Below are 18,376 nucleotides of genomic sequence, written 5' to 3'. Positions count from 1 at the left end.
TCGAAGATCTCAAGCGATTGGTCGCCGAAGCTGTTCTTGCCTATAATACCAAGAGACCACACCTTGCACTGGCCATGCAAACGCCAGAAAGTGTGCATCAAAAAGCCAGCGGCAGACTGCCGCTGGCTATGTGAAAACCGTCAACGTATTTTAGGACGGCACACAAGAAGGGCTTAGGCCCAATCCAGCGTGATGACTTCGCCATCGACCAGTGGCAGATCAACCTCGTTCAGGTTGTTGCCCGGGCCGGACCGGTCGACAATCAGGAAATCACTGTCTTCTTCAAGCACCAGAAGCGGGTGATGCCAGACGTTTTTGGCATAGGTCACGCCCTGCATTCCGTCCGAGAGGAAAGCGCGCAGGTTTTCCGGTTTGGGATCATCGGTGCCCGATGCCACCACGATCAGGAATTTCTGGCCCGAAAGCGGCATGAAGGCCTGTGATCCCAGGGGATGACGTTCCATCATTTTGATTTCAATCGGTTTGGGCCGGGGCGTTCCGCGAAAGATGCTGATGATCGGGGCACCGCCTTCGTCTGCGACATCGACACGTGAAATGTCGTGGAACCGCGTGGTGGTGCCCAGATTGATCGGATAGCTGTCGCGTGCGGTGGCAATCGAAATCACCTCGCCAAACGGGGCGAAGGCATCCGGGGTCAGATGTTCGACCGTAAGCTTCATAACGGCAAGTTCCCTTATTTGGTGGCGGGTTTGCCAAGGATACGCAGACGGCTGATACCGCCATCGGGGATCGAGTTGATCCGGATATGGCTTACCGGTCCGTTGACCGACAGGCTTGCGGCATCAAATTCGTGGATATGGTCTGCCTGCATTTTGCTTTCGGGCAGGATGGTCGACCAGAACATCGAACGCGCACGCAGCGACTTGTCCTTTTCACCGTCGACATAGGCACCCTGAATGGAAACACGGTCCGGGTAGTTGCCCTTGAAGTGGCAGGTATCAACGATGATCTTTTCGATCTCGCCCGGATGGCCAAGTTCAATCACCAGCCATTCATTGCCCGGTTCACGGCGACGACGGGTTTCCCAGCCATCCCCCATATTGACCCCGCGGCCCGGTGCCAGAATGGCGTTCGGATTGCCGTAATGGGCATCCGACCAGTCAACAACCACACCACCATTGATCATGGCGGCAAGATCGACCTGTTCGCCCTTGGCGGCCATTTCGGTCCAGTCGCGGTTCGGACGACCATAGACACGCAGACGCGCAACACCACCATCGGGGTAAATGTGCAGGCGGACATGGGTATAGATGGCATCCGAGGTAACGTCGGCATAGTGGTGGGCGCTGGCACCCAGGCCCATCGGCGCAACGATCTCATCCCATTTTGCATCATCGGCCGGATCGCCATTCGGGCAATAGCAGCCTTCAAGCGATGCAGCGGGCGGGAAGTTGCCGGTAAAGTGGCTGGTGTCGATATCAACACCATAAATCCGGCCCGACGTCGCAAGGCGGACAACACAGTAATCATGGCCTTCGACACGTTTGCGGCGGCTTTCCCAGCCATCCATCCATTTGCCGTGATCATCATAGCGATCCGGGTAGAAGATGGCTCCGGCGGTTTGCAGCATGCGCTGTTTGTCGGCAAAGAAATCGTCCGTCGCAAAAATGGCCTCTGCGCCAAGACGTTCATCGGCAAGGTTGACAAACTTCCGTGCAAATTCCGGTGCGTCGTGATTTTCCTGATGGCTCATAATCGTAAAATCCTGAAATGGTCGTTTATTATTCGGTGATCAATTCGGTTTGCCCGAAGTCTGCCCTACAGCGCTTCAAGCCGCAATTTGGCAATGCGATGGACCTGATTGATCGCCTCGTTAAATTCGGTTTCGACGTCGTTTTTCACCCGCCGTTCAAAGGCCGCAAGAATGTCGGTGCGATGGAACCCCTTGACCGCAAAGATAAACGGAAAGCCGAACTTCTGTTTGTAAAGGTCATTCAGCTCGGTAAAGCGGGCCAGTTCATCGGCGCTGCATTGATCAAGGCCCGCCCCCATCTGTTCGTTCTGCGACGATGTCGTCAGATCGGCAAGCGCCAGTTTCCCGGCAAGATCGGGATGGGCACGCAAAAGTGCCAGCTTGTCGGCATCAACCGCCCCGTTGACCACGGCTGCCATGGCATCGGCCAAAGTGGCGGGCGTGTTATGGGCGTCGGTTATGCCGCGATCATAAAGCTGCTCGGCGATCCAGGGACTATGTTCATAGACGCCACCATAATGCGAGACAAAGGCGCTTTTGGCCAATGTGCCGGGCGGGCGGGTTTCAAACAGGGATTTGGTGGTTTCTGACATGGTGTTCTTGTTTCCTGTGCCGGTTTTATCCGCCAAACGGATGATGTTCGCGCCAGTGGCGGGCGATATCGATCCGGCGGGCAAACCAGACGTCATCATGGCTTTGGACATAATCGACAAAACGTTTCAGTGCGGCAAAGCGGCCCGGACGCCCGACCAGCCGGCAATGCAGACCAAGTGACAACATGCGCGGGGTTTCGCCGCCTTCTTCGTAAAGGGTATCGAAGCTGTCCTTGAGATACTGGAAATACTGTTCGCCGGAATTGAAGCCCTGAAGGGCGGCAAAACGCATATCGTTGGCATCAAGGGTATAGGGCACGATCAGATGCGGCTTTTCGGTCTGGGTGCTCCAGAACGGAAGTTCGTCGCTGTAATCATCGGCGTCATAGAGGAAGCCGCCTTCTTCGGCGACGATACGACGGGTATTGGGGCTTGTGCGGCCGGTGTACCAGCCAAGCGGACGTTCGCCGGTCACATCCTTGATGATATCAATCGCCTTGTGCAGATGTTCGCGTTCGATGTCTTCGGGAATGTATTGATAGTCAATCCAGCGATATCCGTGCGAGCAAATCTCGTGACCGTCTTTCATGGCAACTTCGCCAACCTTGGGGTGGCGGGCAAGGGCCATTGCGACGGCAAAGATGGTGATCGGAATTTGACGTTCGCGGAACAGGTTCAGGATGCGCCAGACGCCAACACGCGATCCATATTCATAGATCGACTCCATGCTCATATGGCGGACACCTTCGCGCATGTCAGCACCAACGATTTCCGACAGGAACGCCTCGGAGGCACGATCCCCGTGCAGGACGCAGTTTTCACCGCCTTCCTCATAGTTCAGGACGAACTGAACAGCGACGCGGGCCCCGTTGGGCCAATTGGCCTTGGGCGGGTTTTCGCCATAGCCGATCAAGTCGCGCGCATATGTCTGATCGTTCATCTGAACCTTCTCCTGAATTCTTGCATACCCGGCTTTGTTGTGCGGGACGTTTGGTGTAGCATTAACCATAGGTTACGGCACAGCAAGGAAGAACCTCTGCTGGCCGGGCCGAATAAGTGCCGCACTATCAAGACGGTTTTGATAATGTTCCTGGACGGAAGGTAGGTCGGGCCACGTTTTACGCGGTCTCCCAAGGCTTTTGCCCTGATTGCATTCTATAGTGCCTTAAACTGTTACATTCGTTTTTCAAAGAATTATTGATATAGTTTCACTTTATCCCCTCTTTCCCGAGGGTGGGTCCTAATGCGACCCTTTTTAAATCGCTCAAAATTGGTTCGGCACAGAATTACATAACCAGAATGCCGACCACGGGGAGAAGCGATCGACCACAAAATTAAGAAGAAGAGAGAGGAGGCCCGGCATGGGACGACTGACTACCCATGTATTGGATACGGCAAAAGGCTGTCCGGCTGCTGGAATCCGTATTGAGTTGCACCGATTTGGCAATGGTCATGATGATCTGGTTGCCGAAGCCGTGACCAATGCCGATGGCCGCACCGATGCGCCGATGCTTGAAGGCGCCTCTTTCAAACCCGGTGAATATCAGCTTGTTTTCCATGCCGGGGATTATTTCGATGCGATTGGCGCAAAACTTCCCGATCCCAAATTCCTTGATCAGGTCGTGATCCGGTTCGGCATTTCGGACGGGCAGGCGCATTATCATGTGCCGCTGTTGCTGTCGCCGTTCGGCTATTCCACCTATCGCGGAAGCTGAGGTCGATCATGGTGCATGCGACCGGTTCTTTCCGTTCTGATATCCGTTTCCTTCTGGGGGACGAAGAGCGCAGCCTGCGTGATATTGATCCGCAGATGACCGTGCTTGAATATCTTCGTCTGTCCGAACGCAAATCAGGCACCAAGGAAGGCTGTGCCGAGGGTGATTGCGGTGCCTGTACGGTTGTTTTGGGGGAGCCGGATGGCAAGGGCGGTATGGCCTATCGTACGGTCAATGCCTGCATCCAGTTCGTGCCGACCCTTGATGGCAAACAGCTTTTGACGGTCGAGCATCTTAAATCCAGCGACGGCACTCTTCATCCTGTGCAGCAGGCGATGGTGGACACCCATGGATCGCAATGCGGGTTCTGCACGCCGGGCTTTGTCATGAGCCTTTATCAGCTTTGGCTTGATGGCGGGGAAGATGACCGGGGTGCGATCAATGATGCGCTGGCCGGGAACCTGTGCCGTTGCACCGGCTATGGCCCGATCATCGAGGCCGCCCGCAAGGCCGGCGGAGTTGCCGCCAATGACGCGGGCGAACAAAAACGCCGTGCGGATGTTGCGGCCCGTCTGAGTGCCATGGTCGATGGTGCAGGCACGCTTGCACTTGAACAGCCGGCCGGGCGCTATTACGCGCCGCAAACATCTGACGAGCTTGCCGCACTTCTGGTCCAGCATCCCGATGCCACGGTTCTGGCCGGGGGGACGGATGTTGGTCTTTGGGTGACCAAGATGCTCAAACGTTTGGACCCGATCATTTATATTGGCGATGTCGCAGACCTGAAATCGGTCAGCGAAACCGAAGATGCCCTGATCATCGGAGCGGGTGTGACCTATAGCCGCGCCCATGATGCGCTGGGTCAGGTTGCTGCCGATGTCGGGGAACTGGTGCGCCGTATCGGTTCGCGGCAAATTCGTAATGCCGGAACCGTGGGCGGGAATATTGCCAATGGCTCGCCGATTGGTGATACGCCACCGGCCCTGATTGCGCTTGGTGCCAAGATTGTTCTGCGCATGGGCGATGTAACGCGTGAAGTCGCGCTTGAAGATTTCTTTGTCACCTATGGCAAGCAGGACCGTCAGGCGGGCGAGTTTGTGCAAAGCGTGATTGTGCCCAAACCGGCCGAAGGCGTGGTGTTCAGGGCCTACAAGATTTCCAAACGGTTTGATCAGGATATTACCGCGGTGCTTGGTGCCTTTGCGATCAAGGTTATCGAAGACAAGGTTGCTGATTTCCGTGCGGCATTTGGCGGCATGGCAGGCACCCCGATGCGGGCCGCCAAATGCGAAGCCGCCCTGATCGGGCAGGACTGGAATGAAGCCAGCCTGAATGCGGCGCAACTGGCACTGGCCAAGGATTTCGCGCCGATGACCGATATGCGGGCATCGAAAGAATACCGGATGCTGGTTGCCCAGAACCTTTTGACCAAGTTGTTTATCGAAACCAACACACCCGAAATTGCCACCCGCCTTGTCGGCAAGGAGGCAGCCCATGTCTGATCAGAAAGCCAAGGTGGAAATGGATGATCTGGTCGCGCCGACCGCCGGTCTTTCGGGTGGGGTGCGGTCGAGTTCCAAACATGATAGCGGCCCGAAACATGTGGCGGGCGAAGCGGTCTATATCGATGACATTATCGAACCCTATGGCACGCTTCATCTGGCACCCGGTGCGGCAAATATCGCGCATGGCAAGATCAAGAAGATGGATCTGTCCAAGGTGCGTTCGGCCCCCGGTGTGGTTTGCGTTCTGACCGCTGATGATGTGCCCGGTGTCAATGACGTGTCCCCGGCCCATACCCATGATGATCCGGTTTTGCCCGATGGCATCGTGCAGTTCTATGGGCAGCCGGTATTTTGCGTCGCCGCCGAAACCCGGGCGCAGGCCCGTGCAGCGACCAAACTTGCAGAGATCGAATATGAAGAACTGCCAGCGGTTCTGTCGATTGATGCGGCACTGGAAAAGCAGCAATTCGTCGCCCCGCCGCATGTGATGAAACAGGGCGATGCCAAATCAGCCCTTGCCAAGGCCAAGCATCGCCATGCCGGGCGGATGGAAATTGGCGGGCAGGATCACTTTTATCTGGAAGGGCAGATCACCTTTGCGATCCCGCAAGAGGATGGCGACGTTCTTTTGCATTGTTCGACCCAGCATCCATCGGAAGTACAGCACAATATCGCCAATGTGCTTGGCCGTCCGGCCAACGCAGTAACCGTCGAAGTGCGCCGTATGGGTGGTGGATTTGGTGGCAAGGAAACGCAGGCATCGCAATGGGCGGCACTGGCAGCCATTGTTGCGGTGAAAACCGGACGTCCGGCCAAGTTCCGTCTGGACCGTGATGATGATATGGTCATGACCGGCAAACGCCATGACTTTATCGTCGATTATGATGTCGGTTTTGATGATGACGGGCGGATTTGCGGCCTTGATATTCAATATGCCGCCAATTGCGGCTTTTCGGCCGATTTGTCGGCGGCGATTGCCGACCGTGCGATGTTCCATACCGACAATGCCTATTACCTTGGCGATGTTGAAATCAGATCATATCGCTGCAAAACCAACCTTGTGTCCAATACCGCATTCCGCGGATTTGGCGGGCCGCAGGGGATGGTGGCGATTGAACGCATCATTGATGAAATCGCCATGACCATCGGGCGCGATCCGATGGACGTGCGTATCGCCAACTATTATGGCACCACGGATCGCAACACGACGCCATATCACATGCTGGTCGAAGATAACGTTTTGCCGGAACTGACCGACGATATCATCAAGGCCAGTGACTATCGCAAACGCCGCGCCGAGATCGATGCGTTTAATGCCCAAAGTCCGGTTTTGAAAAAGGGCCTGTCCTTGACGCCGGTGAAGTTCGGCATTTCCTTTACCACCACCTTCCTTAACCAGGCGGGTGCGTTGATCCATATCTATCAGGATGGATCGGTGCATCTGAACCATGGTGGCACGGAAATGGGGCAGGGGCTTTTCATCAAGGTTGCCCAGGTCGTCGCCGAAGAATTCCAGATCGACCTTGATCAGATCAAGATCACCGCGACCAATACCGGCAAGGTACCAAACACATCGGCCACGGCGGCATCAAGCGGGGCGGATATGAACGGCATGGCTGCGCGTGATGCGGCAATGACGATCAAGAACCGCCTGATCGAATTCGCAGCCGAAAAGTATGGTGTGGCCGAAGTACTGGTACGCTTTGTGCCGGGCAAGATCATTGTCGGGGATGTGGCGGAACTGGCCTTTGCCGATTTGATCAAGCAGGCCTATCTGGCGCGTGTGTCGCTGTCGGCGACCGGCTATTATGCGACGCCGAAAATCCATTATGACCGTGAAACTGCATCGGGGCGGCCGTTCTATTACTTTGCCTATGGCATGGCCTGTTCCGAGGTTCTGATTGATACCCTGACCGGCGAAAACAAGGTCACGCGGGTGGATATCATTCATGACGTCGGACGGTCGCTGAACCCGGCGATTGACCGGGGGCAGATCGAAGGCGGCTTCATTCAGGGCATGGGGTGGCTGACATCCGAAGAATTGTGGTGGGATGGCAAAGGCAATCTGCGCACCCATGCGCCGTCGACCTATAAAATTCCGGCCTGTTCGGATCGCCCGGATGATTTCCGGTTGGAGCTTTGGTCTTCCGGACGCAATGTGGAAAAAACCATTCATCGTTCGAAGGCTGTTGGTGAACCGCCCCTGATGCTGGCGATTTCGGTGCATCGTGCGATTGCCGATGCGGTGGCATCGGTTGCGGGGCACAAGGTGGTGCCAAACCTTGATACACCGGCAACACCCGAAGCGGTTCTGTATGCGGTGGCCGATGTCGCCAAGCGCATGATAGAACAATCCGGTCAGCCGGTTTCGGTTGCAGGGGAATGAAGCCATGACCCTGTCGCTGCGCGATCACATTGATGTTCTGTCTGCACCCGGCCCGGTGATGCTGGTGTCGGTGGCCGCGATCAAGGGATCGACCCCGCGCGAAGTCGGGGCGTTCATGTTGATTGCGGGGGGGCAGGTTGCGGGCACGATTGGCGGCGGCAATCTTGAACATCAGGTGACCTTGCGGGTGCGTGCGCAGTTTGGCAGCGATCAGGCATTGATCCCGACGTCGGAGATTGTGCGGTTCCCGTTGGGGCCGGGGCTTGGTCAATGTTGCGGTGGGTCGGTCGAGGTCGGGTTCCATCTGCTTGATAGCGCCCGGAAGGCCGATCTTTGTGCGGTGCTGGACGATGTTGCCCGCCAGCCGGTTTCGCAATCGGGGCGCTGGTTGATGATGCCGGTTTCGGCCGGTGGGGCCGGGTGGCAGATTGCCGGTGCAGACAGTGCGCAGGCGGCAATGCTGGCGTCCGGTTTTGGCACCCAGCGCGGCGGGGTTGTCGCCCTGAATGGTGTGCAGACATTATGTTTGCGTCTTGACGACGCATTGACCCCGCTTTGGGTTTTCGGGGCCGGGCATGTGGGCAAGGCAGTTGTGCAGGCCTTGGCACCGTTGCCGTTTGACATTCATCTTGTCGATTCGCGTGAAGATTATCTGGCAGGGATCGGCGGCAAAAACCTTCATATCTGCCAAAGTGATAGGCCGGAGCTGGAAGTTGCCGACATTCCGGCAGGCGCACATGTCCTGATCCTGACGCATAACCATGCGCTTGATTTTGATATCTGCCGGGCAGCTTTGATACGGGGTGATCTTGGATTTGTCGGCATGATCGGCAGCCAAACCAAACGTGCGCGCTTTGTGCGACGTCTTTCTGATCGTGGGTTGGGGGCGGTTGAAATCGGCCGTTTGACCTGCCCGATTGGGATTCAAGGCATTACCGGCAAACAGCCGGTGGTGATTGCGGCATCGGTTGCCGCGCAATTGTTGTCCGTGCGCGAAGCACAGATGGCACAAAATCAGACGACCAAATCCGCTTCGGACGGGGTCGTGTGATTTTAAAACCTTCATTGAAGGTGTTTTTAATGATAAAGGGCCGCGAAATGACGGCCCAATCAGGTGATCTGGGGACCAGATCAGGGGTTTCGTAAAGGAGATTTGGCTGTGTGTGACGCCAAAGGCCATATGCGCCATGCCGTGAATTTGTCGCGGAAAAAAATGGAAGAGGGATGCGGTGGTCCGTTCGGGGCAATCATTGTTCGCAATGGCGAAGTGATTGCCGAAGGATGGAACAATGTGACCTCCAACAATGATCCGACTGCCCATGCAGAGGTCAGCGCCATTCGTGCTGCCTGTACGTCGCTGGGTACATTCAATCTGTCGGGTTGTGAAATCTATACCAGTTGCGAACCCTGCCCGATGTGCCTTTCGGCAATCTATTGGGCCCGTCTTGACAAGATTTATTATGCCAATGGCCGCGAAGATGCTGCTGCCATCGGTTTTGATGATCAGTTCCTGTATGATGAAGTGGCAAAGCCGATCCATGATCGTTCCTTGCCAATTGTTCATGTCGATTTGCCCGAAGCGCGCGAAGTATTTGCCGCCTGGGACGCCAAAACCGACAAGATCGCATATTGAGACCGTTTGATTGCAATCCGTTATGCGGTAAAACCGCAAATGCCTTGTAAATCATATCGCTAAATAGGGGTGGCAACAGTGACGTCAATGACCGGTGATGCCGGGGCAGAAGCAATGAAGGGGAATGCACCTGCGCAGTTGGAAGTGCGCGGCGTGACCAAGGCCTTTCCGGGCTGTCTGGCCAATGACGATATCAGTTTCCGTATCGAGCCTGGCGAAATCCATGCGCTGCTCGGTGAAAACGGCGCAGGCAAAAGTACGCTTGTGAAAATCATTTATGGCGTGCTTCAGGCCGATCAGGGCGACCTGATCTGGGAAGGCAAGCCGGTAACGATCCATAGTCCGCATGACGCGCGCGAAATGGGCGTTGGTCTGGTGTTCCAGCATTTCTCGCTGTTTGAAACCATGACCGTGCTTGAAAATATCGCGCTTGCCATGAACGATGTGCGCGATATGGCGGTCCTGCGTCAGAAAGTGATCGAGGTCGAAAAGACCTATGGCCTGCCGCTTGATCCCGATCGCCATGTCTATACGCTTTCGGTTGGTGAACGTCAGCGCATCGAGATCGTGCGCTGTCTGTTGCAGAACCCCAAGCTGCTTATTCTGGATGAGCCGACCTCGGTTCTGACGCCGCAGGAAGTCGAAAAGCTGTTTGAGACGCTCCGTCGTCTGGCCGATGAAGGCTGTGCGATCCTTTATATCAGCCACAAGCTGCACGAGGTCAAAGCACTGTGTCAGCGTGCGACCGTCCTGCGCGGTGGCAAGGTGGTTGGCGGCTGTGACCCGCGCGAGGAAACCGCAAAATCCATGGCCGAAATGATGATCGGTCAAAAACTGGTTGCGCCTGATCGTGGTAAGCAGCGCGAGTTTGGCGATGTCCGTCTGGATGTGACCGACCTTTCGCTGATCAGTGACGAGCAGTTTGGCACTCACCTTAAGAACATCAATCTTCAGGTCCGTGGCGGCGAGATCATGGGCGTTGCCGGTGTTGCCGGGAATGGCCAGAACGAACTGTTCCAGGCGCTTGCCGGTGAGACCGAACATGAGGCCGCCCCGGACAGCATCAAGATTGACGGCAAATCGGTTGCCCATTTCGGCCCGCGTCGCCGTCGCCGTCTTGGCGCGGCCTTTGTGCCTGAAGAACGTAATGGACATGGTGCCGTCCCTGATATGAGCCTGTCGGAAAACGGGTTCCTGACGGCGTTCCGTCGTATGGCGCTTGCCGCGCGTGGTTTGATCCGTGAAGTTCCGACCCGATCCTTTGCCGATAACATCATCAAGACATTTGATGTGCGCACGACTGGTTCGGGTGCCGAGGCAGGGTCGCTTTCGGGCGGTAACCTTCAGAAATTTATCGTCGGGCGTGAAATCCTTCAGGACCCGGGTGTTCTGGTGATTTCGCAGCCGACCTGGGGTGTCGATGCCGGTGCGGCCAGCGCCATTCATCAGGCCTTGCTTGATCTGGCGGCCAAGGGCACGGCGGTTCTGGTGATTTCCCAGGATCTCGACGAGATTTTTGCCATCTGTGATTCGGTTGTGGTGATGTCGGAAGGCAAAATGTCCAAACCGCGCCCGATGGCCGATGTCAGTATTGAAGAAATTGGTCTGTTGATGGGGGGGCTTCATGATCTTGAAGCCGACGCGACCCCGGCGAACGACACCGCAGAAGTAGGAGGTCGCGTTGGTCAGGCTTGAACCCCGTCGCCAGCACTCACAGGCGATGGTTTATCTGTCGCCGGTTCTGGCAATTTTCATGACGCTGGTGGTTGGCGGGATCATCTTTGCCTTTATGGGCAAGAACCCGTTCGACGCGCTTTATACGTTCTTCATTTTGCCGATCAATAACAGCTATGGGATTTCCGAGCTGTTTGTGAAGGCAACCCCGCTTGTCATCATTGCGGTTGGTCTTTCCCTTGGTTTCCGGGCGAATGTCTGGAATATCGGGGCCGAGGGCCAATTGACCATGGGGGCGATTTTCGGCGGTGGTCTGGCACTTTATTTCCATGACAGCGAAAGCGCATTTTTGCTGCCGGCGATGTTTGTTCTGGGTGCCATTGGCGGTGCGTTCTGGGCTGCGATCCCGGCCTTGCTGCGCACCAAATTCAATGCCAACGAAATCCTGACCAGCCTGATGTTGACCTATGTGGCGACGCTATTCCTGAGCTTCCTGGTTCATGGTCCGTGGCGTAACCCCGAAGGGTTCAACTTCCCGGAATCGCGTCCGTTCCCGGATGCCGGTTTGCTTCCGATCATTTATGACGGCACGCGCGTGCATCTTGGTACGGCGGTAGCGGTGTTTGTGGTGATTGCCGGTTGGTTGTTGCTGTCTAAATCGGTGATCGGGTTCCAGCTTCGCGTGGTTGGTAAGGCCCCGCAGGCCGCCCGCCATGTCGGTTTCCGTCAGAAACGCATGGTGTGGTTTACCCTGTTGCTGGGTGGTGCTCTTGCCGGTCTTGCCGGTTTGTTCGAGGTTGCAGGCCCGATTGGCCAGTTGCAGCCGTCGATTTCACCGGGTTATGGCTTTACCGCGATCATTGTTGCCTTCCTTGGGCGTTTGCATCCGGTCGGCATTCTGTTTGGCGGTTTGATCATGGCGCTGACCTATCTGGGCGGAGAGCTTGCCCAGATTACGCTTGGTCTTCCCAATGCGGTTACCGGGCTTTTCCAGGGGATATTGTTGTTCTTCCTGCTGGCCTGTGACGTTCTGACCAAATATCGCATTCGTTTCGGTTCAACCGCGGCCAAAGGGAGAACCGCATAATGGAATGGCTTGTACCCTTTATCCTGACCGTGATTACCGCATCGACCCCGCTTTTGCTGGCGGCGTCGGGTGAGTTGATCACCGAAAAGTCCGGGGTTCTGAACCTTGGCGTTGAAGGCATGATGCTGGTTGGGGCGATTGCCGGATTTGCTGTTACCGCATCAAGCGGATCGGCCATTCTGGGCATTGTTGCCGCGGTGATTGCCGGTGTTTTGATGTCGCTGATCTTTGCGTTCCTGACCTTGACCCTGATGGCCAATCAGGTGGCAACCGGCTTGGCACTGACCATTTTCGGGATCGGATTTTCCGCCCTTGTCGGTTCGAAGTTTGTCGGTTTCGCGATTGAGCCGCTGCCGGGTCTTTCGATCCCGGGCATCAGCGCTATTCCGGTGGTTGGTCCGATCCTGTTCGGGCAGGATTTCCTGGTTTATCTTTCAATCGCGGCGGTGTTCGGGGTTGGCTGGTTCCTTGCGAAATCGCGCGCGGGCCTTGTCCTTAAGGCGGTTGGGGATTCGCATCATTCGGCCCATGCCATTGGCTATTCCGTGATCAAGATCCGCTATCTTGCCACCATGTTTGGCGGGGCGATGGCGGGGCTTGCCGGGGCGTATCTTTCGCTTTCCTATACGCCGATGTGGGCGGAAAACATGACGGCGGGTCGCGGCTGGATCGCGCTGGCGCTGGTTGTGTTTGCGACCTGGCGTCCGGGCCGTTTGTTGGCCGGGGCCTATATGTTTGGCCTGATTTCGGTGATGCAGCTTCATGCGCAAGGGGCAGGCATTCATGTGCCGAGCCAGTTCATGTCGATGCTGCCATATCTGGCGACGATTATCGTGCTGGTGATTATTTCCAGTGACCGTGCGAAAATCAGACTGAATGCGCCTGCCTGTATCGGTCAGGCGTTCCGGCCGGCCCATTAAGGGCCGGTCTGCTTGGGGGACAGGAACGCGCCAAATGATGTTCCGGCCCATCGGGAGGAAAGATCATGCCGGACCAAAACTCACACAAGGCGATTGGCAAAACCGGTTAAAAGTGTGATCGGTTTGACTGAGTCTTGGTTACGGTGTGAACGTGTCATTGATTGCTTAGTGGATTGTGTTTAAATCCTGATCTGCTGATTAACAGGGAGACCTAAACGAATGAATGCAAGCTTCATGAAGCGCACGATTGCTGCTGTGGCAGCGGTTGGTGCTCTTGCGACCGGCATGGGTGCAGCCCAGGCCGAAGATGTTAAAGTCGGCTTTGTCTATGTTGGTCCGATTGGTGACCATGGCTGGTCCTACCGCCATGACATCGGTCGTCAGGCCATCGTGGCTGAAACCGGTGCCGAGACCAGCTTTGTCGAGAGCGTTCCGGAAGGTGCAGACGCCGAGCGTGTGATCCGTCAGATGGCCCAGACCGGCCACAACCTGATCTTCACCACCTCGTTCGGTTACATGAACCCGACCGAAAAAGTTGCCAAGCAGTTCCCGAACGTGAAGTTCGAACATGCAACCGGCTACAAGCGTGCCGACAACCTGTCGACCTATGCCGCACGTTTCTATGAAGGCCGTTATGTTGCTGGCGTCATCGCCGGTAAAATGACCAAGTCGAACATCGTTGGTTACGTCGGTTCGTTCCCGATCCCCGAAGTTGTGCGTGGCATCAACTCCTTCATGATGGGCGCATGGTCGGTTAACCCGGACGTCAAAGTGAAAATCGTCTGGGCGAACACCTGGTATGATCCGGGCAAGGAAGGCGATGCTGCCAAGGCGCTGATCGACCAGGGTGCAGACATCATGGTTCAGCATACCGACAGCCCGGCACCGCTTCAGGTTGCTGAAAACCGTGGCGTTCTTGGTTTCGGTCAGGCTTCTGACATGATCAAGTTCGCACCGAAGGCACAGTTGACCGCAATTGTTGATAACTGGGACAAATACTATGTCGCACGTGCCAAAGCAGTTGCTGATGGTACCTGGACGTCGACCGACACCTGGGGCGGCATCGACAGCGGTATGGTTGACATGGCTCCGTACACCAACATGCCTGATGACGTAAAAGCACTGGCAGAAGCAACCGAAGCTAAAATTGCTTCGGGTGAATTCCACCCGTTCACCGGTCCGATCTATGACCAGGCTGGCGAACTGCGTGTGAAGGAAGGCGAACTTGCTGATGACGGCATGCTGCTTGGCATGGACTGGTACATCAAGGGCATTGATGCCGAACTGCCGAAATAAGTCAGACTTCCGGTCTTTGCTGATCGGTTAAATGACGCAGCCCCGTGCATTGATTTGCGCGGGGCTTTTTCTTTATGACGGATTCTTGGGGCGGATGCGGGCCGGGGCTTCGGTCTTTTCATAGGCGATCATTTCGGTGCGGGGGTGAAGAATCGCATAAAGGGCCGCCCGCCAGCCATGCAGCTTGACCTTGTGTTCGCGGGCCTGACCGGCCCAGCGTTCGCGAAACAGTTCCATGTCTTCTCGTCGTGCAAAATAGATCACCATATCGACGAAGGGTGCCGATTGGTTGGATCGTGGCAATTCAATATTGCGAATTCCCATCGTCCACATATCGCTGCGCACGTTTTTATCGAGCCAGTCAAGAACGCCTTGGGCCGAATGTCGTTCGTGGATAACCACACGATATGGAAAGTTTCGCAAATCTTTGCTCATGAAATCCCCTTGGGATGGGTGCCCGTATTGATCCACGAAGGTCAGTACTTCTTGATATATATGTTTTTTCGGTGTTTGACTAATTCGAGAGTCAAATTTGGATGCGGGCTGGATGTGGTCTTCGGACGAGTTTCACGAATATAACAAACTGATTCCGCAATTTTACGAAGCTGCGATTTCACCGGAACTGTGGTCCGAACGGTTAGACTGGCTGGCTGGTCTGTTGCGTACGCGCAATGCGATCATCATGCATATCGAAAATATCCGGCCTGAAATTTCCGAATACTCGTTTCATGCCAATAGCTGGGTGCCCGGCGAAGCAATTGCCGAATATCTGAGCCTTGGTCTGAACCAGAATGATGGTTCGGCCTATTTCCACGAACAGGAGCTTTATCACTTTTCGGTCGGCGACGATGTCCGTCACCAAAATGGTGATATGGCGCCATCCCGGTTTTATCCGTGGCTTGAAAAAACCACCGGATGCAATCAGGCCGCAGGGATGTGTGTTTCCAAGGATGCTGCGGGCTATGACATTCTGACCGTCCATTATCGTGATGACGGGCCGTTCATCCCGTCCGAAGCCACGGATAAACTGCGTTTCATTGGCCCGCACCTGACCAAGGTTCTGGAAATGAACCGGCCGGTTCATCTTTTACGCCATCGATATGGGGCGTTTCTTGACGTGCTCGATCGGCTGCGCATCGGTGTTGCGATCCTGAATGCCAATGGCGAAATCGTCGTCATCAACGAGGAATTCAGCCGCATCCTTGATAGCCGGGATGCGCTGATTGTCGGGGCAGGGCAAAAGCTTACAGCGAAGGATGATAAGGATGCCCGACGGTTGTCGAATGCAATTCAGGCATTGGGGCAGCGGGCCTTTATCGAAAAGGCATCAGAAAACCTGCGCCTGAACAGCCGGATCAATGAAAGCAGTGCCTATTTGCTTGACCTGGCACCGCTGCGCGAACGACATGGTACGTTTGGCGGCCAGTTTTCCGGCGTATTGGCAACCGTTGTCGATCCGTTCTGGTACACCGATATCAATACCGACCTTTTGAACCGGCACTTTTCCCTGACCAGAACCGAAACGGATGTTTTTGACGCTGTTTTGCGCGGTTTAAGCAATAGTGAAATTGCAGAACATCTGGGCAAGGGACCGGAAACGGTCAAGTCGCAACTTGCCAGCGTCTATCGCAAGACCGGGGTAAATGACCGCCTTGAGCTGGTTCGTCTGGCGGTTCAAATGATCATTCCGCTAAACGAAGATAGTGTCGGCTACAGATAGCTGCCTGGCGATGTGTTTGCGCGTCGAGAAATCAGGAAGCGGCGTGTTTTATCCAGGTGGCGGGTGCTTTCGTGCCGGAAAAGTCGGTGCATCGATGCGCATAAGCCACGTGTTTGTTTCAACCTGTTACCATTTTTATCTTGGATTGGCAGACGTTTATGCCTCTAATAACAGACTTGTCGCATAAATAGACCGCAGGGGCTGATCGCACGTGACTTTCAGTGACAAGAAATTTGCTCTTTTGAACCAAATGATTCCCTTGTTGTACGAAGCTGCTATTGCGCCGGAACTTTGGGAAGATCGACTGGATTGGCTTGCAGGTGAATTGCGTTGCAAGAATGCCATCGCGGTACATGTCGAAAATGTACGACCCGAAATCTCCGAATACTCCTTCCACTCCAATAGCTGGATCACACAGGCATCAATTGATGAATATCTGAGCCTCGGTCTTAATCAGAATGACAGCTCTGCCTATTGTCATCAGCTTGATCTTTATGAGTTCTCGATTGGCGATGAAGTGCGTCATCGCAACGGAGACAGATCCCCGTCACGCTTTTACCCATGGCTGGAAAAGGTCACAGGATGTAATCAAGCAGCGGGCATGTGTGTTTCAAGGGATGCCAGCGGTTATGACATTCTGACCGTCCATTACCGCGATGATGGTCCGTTTGATCCGGTAGAGGCGGCAGAGAAACTGCGCTTTATCGGGCCGCACATGACGAAAGTCCTCGAGATGAATCGTCCTGTTCATCTGTTGCGACATCGCTATGGTGCGTTCTTGGATGTTCTGGACCGATTGCGCATTGGCGTGGCCATTTTGAATGGCAAAGGCGAGATCATTATCATCAATGAAGAATTCAGTCGCATTCTTGACAGTCGGGATGCTCTGATTGTTGGTGCGGGGCAAAGACTTACCGCGCGCGATGGTCAGGATGCGCGGCGGTTGGCGAGTGCTGTTCAGAAACTGGGCCAACCCGACCTTTTCAGCAAGTCTTCGGAAAATCTTCGGTTTAACAGCCGCGTGAATGAAAGCAGTGCCTATTTGCTTGATCTGGCCCCTTTGCGAGAACGACAGGGGACATTTGGCGGGCAGTTTTCCGGTGTGCTGGCAACAGTTGTCGATCCCTTCTGGTATACCGATATCAATACGGATCTTCTCAAACATCATTTTGCACTGACGCGGACCGAAACAGATGTGTTTGATGCGGTGTTACGCGGACTGAGCAACAGTGAAATCGCGGATCATCTGGGCAAGGGACCGGAAACGGTGAAATCGCAACTGGGCAGCGTTTACCGCAAGACAGGGGTCAAAGACCGGCTGGAACTGGTAAGACTGGCCGTGCAAATGATCATTCCGCTCAATGAGGAGAAGGCCTCGTCAAAATGAGTTTCGGTATCTTGCCGAACAAGGGATGCCGGGTCTGGTTCCAGTGCGGAAACGCAGACCCGAATGGATGCCGGAATTCGGATCGCGACATCAAACAGCATCCCAAAAGCCGGTGTTAACCGACCTTCTGGCCAAGGTCGAGTTCGCGGGTCTCGACCAGACCACGTTTCTTGCTAACCTTGGTATATTTGACAGGCCATTTGTGGGTTTGCGAATAGAACCAGGTGCGGGTATTCGATTTGTCCTTGCAGACGACCTCGTAGGTCGGGATCGTGGTGGTGCCAAGGGTGACCATTGCGATGCCTGCAACGCTGCATTCACGGTTGCTGGACCATGTGTCGGTTCCGTCGGTGCCTTCGATCGCATAGCTTTCGGTGTTGCCGACCTTCAGCGGCCAGATATCGCCGGTATGTTCAAGTGTCTGGCTGCCGGTCGAGCTTTCGCAATTTTCCCATTTTACGTCGGGTGAAACGAAGCCTGCCCCTTCAAATGTGCAGCCAGCACCCGGACCTTCGGTGACTTCGAAGCTGAAGGTGTCTGCTCCAACTGCTGTCACGGTCGTGGTTTCATGTTTACCATTCAGGTAATAGGAATATGTATCACCGACTGCCAGTTCCGGTTTCTGCAATGACAGCAAACTGACATTGGTGGTGCGAACGACATTGTCTGTTGTTTGGCATGCCGCCAAGCCTGCAAGCAGGGCGCATGAAAGGGCGATCTTCTTCATCTGGTTCTCCTGATACGTC

17 protein-coding genes are annotated in these 18,376 nt (G+C 55.1%); 11 read left to right on the top strand and 6 right to left on the bottom strand.

The window, feature by feature from the left end; translation table 11 throughout:
* Nucleotides 1–173 precede the first annotated feature (173 nt).
* The 4 genes from TH19_RS04930 to puuE form a co-directional block, all read right to left on the bottom strand.
* Nucleotides 174–680, bottom strand: a complete 507-nt coding sequence (locus TH19_RS04930) for an ureidoglycolate lyase (protein ID WP_114101201.1) — start codon at nucleotides 678–680, stop codon at nucleotides 174–176.
* A gap of 14 nt (nucleotides 681–694) precedes the next feature.
* A complete protein-coding gene (gene alc / locus TH19_RS04925; protein ID WP_114101200.1) occupies nucleotides 695–1,714 on the bottom strand; it encodes an allantoicase in 1,020 nt (339 codons plus the stop codon).
* Between the two features lie 65 nt (nucleotides 1,715–1,779).
* The gene (gene uraD, locus TH19_RS04920; RefSeq protein WP_114101244.1) at nucleotides 1,780–2,307 is read right to left on the bottom strand and encodes a 2-oxo-4-hydroxy-4-carboxy-5-ureidoimidazoline decarboxylase; all 528 of its coding nucleotides are present in this window, start codon (nucleotides 2,305–2,307) and stop codon (nucleotides 1,780–1,782) included.
* 25 nt (nucleotides 2,308–2,332) lie between these two features.
* Nucleotides 2,333–3,247 (bottom strand): allantoinase PuuE, encoded by a 915-nt coding sequence (gene puuE, locus TH19_RS04915; protein ID WP_114101199.1) that lies wholly within the window; start codon nucleotides 3,245–3,247, stop codon nucleotides 2,333–2,335.
* Between the two features lie 421 nt (nucleotides 3,248–3,668).
* Here puuE and uraH point away from each other — a divergent pair, with 421 nt between their 5' ends.
* The 9 genes from uraH (at nucleotide 3,669) to TH19_RS04870 (ending at nucleotide 14,523) form a co-directional block, all read left to right on the top strand.
* The gene (gene uraH, locus TH19_RS04910) at nucleotides 3,669–4,022 is read left to right on the top strand and encodes a hydroxyisourate hydrolase (RefSeq protein WP_114101198.1); all 354 of its coding nucleotides are present in this window, start codon (nucleotides 3,669–3,671) and stop codon (nucleotides 4,020–4,022) included.
* A gap of 8 nt (nucleotides 4,023–4,030) precedes the next feature.
* Nucleotides 4,031–5,524, top strand: a complete 1,494-nt coding sequence (xdhA, locus tag TH19_RS04905) for a xanthine dehydrogenase small subunit (protein ID WP_114101197.1) — start codon at nucleotides 4,031–4,033, stop codon at nucleotides 5,522–5,524.
* Nucleotides 5,517–7,913: a xanthine dehydrogenase molybdopterin binding subunit gene (xdhB, locus tag TH19_RS04900; protein WP_114101196.1), complete on the top strand. Its 2,397-nt coding sequence runs from the start codon at nucleotides 5,517–5,519 to the stop codon at nucleotides 7,911–7,913. The genes xdhA and xdhB overlap by 8 nt, the downstream gene beginning before the upstream one ends.
* Nucleotides 7,914–7,917: 4 nt before the next feature.
* Nucleotides 7,918–8,964: a xanthine dehydrogenase accessory protein XdhC gene (gene xdhC / locus TH19_RS04895; RefSeq protein WP_114101243.1), complete on the top strand. Its 1,047-nt coding sequence runs from the start codon at nucleotides 7,918–7,920 to the stop codon at nucleotides 8,962–8,964.
* A 108-nt stretch (nucleotides 8,965–9,072) separates the two neighbouring features.
* The gene (locus TH19_RS04890; RefSeq protein ID WP_220151690.1) at nucleotides 9,073–9,546 is read left to right on the top strand and encodes a nucleoside deaminase; all 474 of its coding nucleotides are present in this window, start codon (nucleotides 9,073–9,075) and stop codon (nucleotides 9,544–9,546) included.
* 87 nt (nucleotides 9,547–9,633) lie between these two features.
* Nucleotides 9,634–11,241: an ABC transporter ATP-binding protein gene (locus TH19_RS04885; RefSeq protein WP_258547831.1), complete on the top strand. Its 1,608-nt coding sequence runs from the start codon at nucleotides 9,634–9,636 to the stop codon at nucleotides 11,239–11,241.
* On the top strand, nucleotides 11,228–12,307 hold the full coding sequence (locus TH19_RS04880) for an ABC transporter permease (protein WP_114101194.1): 1,080 nt from the start codon (nucleotides 11,228–11,230) through the stop codon (nucleotides 12,305–12,307). Before TH19_RS04885 ends, TH19_RS04880 begins: the two co-directional genes overlap by 14 nt.
* Nucleotides 12,307–13,227, top strand: a complete 921-nt coding sequence (locus tag TH19_RS04875) for an ABC transporter permease (protein ID WP_114101193.1) — start codon at nucleotides 12,307–12,309, stop codon at nucleotides 13,225–13,227. Before TH19_RS04880 ends, TH19_RS04875 begins: the two co-directional genes overlap by 1 nt.
* A 234-nt stretch (nucleotides 13,228–13,461) precedes the next feature.
* Entirely contained in the window at nucleotides 13,462–14,523 is a 1,062-nt protein-coding gene (locus TH19_RS04870) for a BMP family ABC transporter substrate-binding protein (RefSeq protein WP_114101241.1), read from the top strand.
* Nucleotides 14,524–14,595: 72 nt separating this feature from the next.
* On the opposite strand, the gene TH19_RS04865 is transcribed toward TH19_RS04870, so the two are convergent.
* A complete protein-coding gene (locus tag TH19_RS04865; protein WP_114101192.1) occupies nucleotides 14,596–14,958 on the bottom strand; it encodes a hypothetical protein in 363 nt (120 codons plus the stop codon).
* A gap of 112 nt (nucleotides 14,959–15,070) precedes the next feature.
* Between TH19_RS04865 and TH19_RS04860 the strand changes: the two genes are divergently transcribed.
* Complete coding sequence (locus tag TH19_RS04860; protein WP_114101191.1) at nucleotides 15,071–16,243, top strand: helix-turn-helix transcriptional regulator; 1,173 nt, start codon at nucleotides 15,071–15,073, stop codon at nucleotides 16,241–16,243.
* A gap of 250 nt (nucleotides 16,244–16,493) precedes the next feature.
* Nucleotides 16,494–17,630, top strand: a complete 1,137-nt coding sequence (locus TH19_RS04855; protein WP_114101190.1) for a helix-turn-helix transcriptional regulator — start codon at nucleotides 16,494–16,496, stop codon at nucleotides 17,628–17,630.
* A 115-nt stretch (nucleotides 17,631–17,745) separates the two neighbouring features.
* On the opposite strand, the gene TH19_RS04850 is transcribed toward TH19_RS04855, so the two are convergent.
* Nucleotides 17,746–18,357 carry a hypothetical protein gene (locus TH19_RS04850; RefSeq protein ID WP_114101189.1) on the bottom strand — a complete coding sequence of 204 codons (612 nt, stop codon included), beginning with the start codon at nucleotides 18,355–18,357 and terminating at the stop codon, nucleotides 17,746–17,748.
* Nucleotides 18,358–18,376 lie beyond the last annotated feature (19 nt).

This window comes from Thalassospira profundimaris (genome assembly GCF_003326675.1).
In the GTDB taxonomy this organism is placed as follows: Bacteria; Pseudomonadota; Alphaproteobacteria; order Rhodospirillales; family Thalassospiraceae; genus Thalassospira; species Thalassospira aquimaris.
The sequence above is the reverse complement of the archived record's forward strand: the minus strand, read 5'-3'. Positions and strand labels throughout refer to the sequence as shown.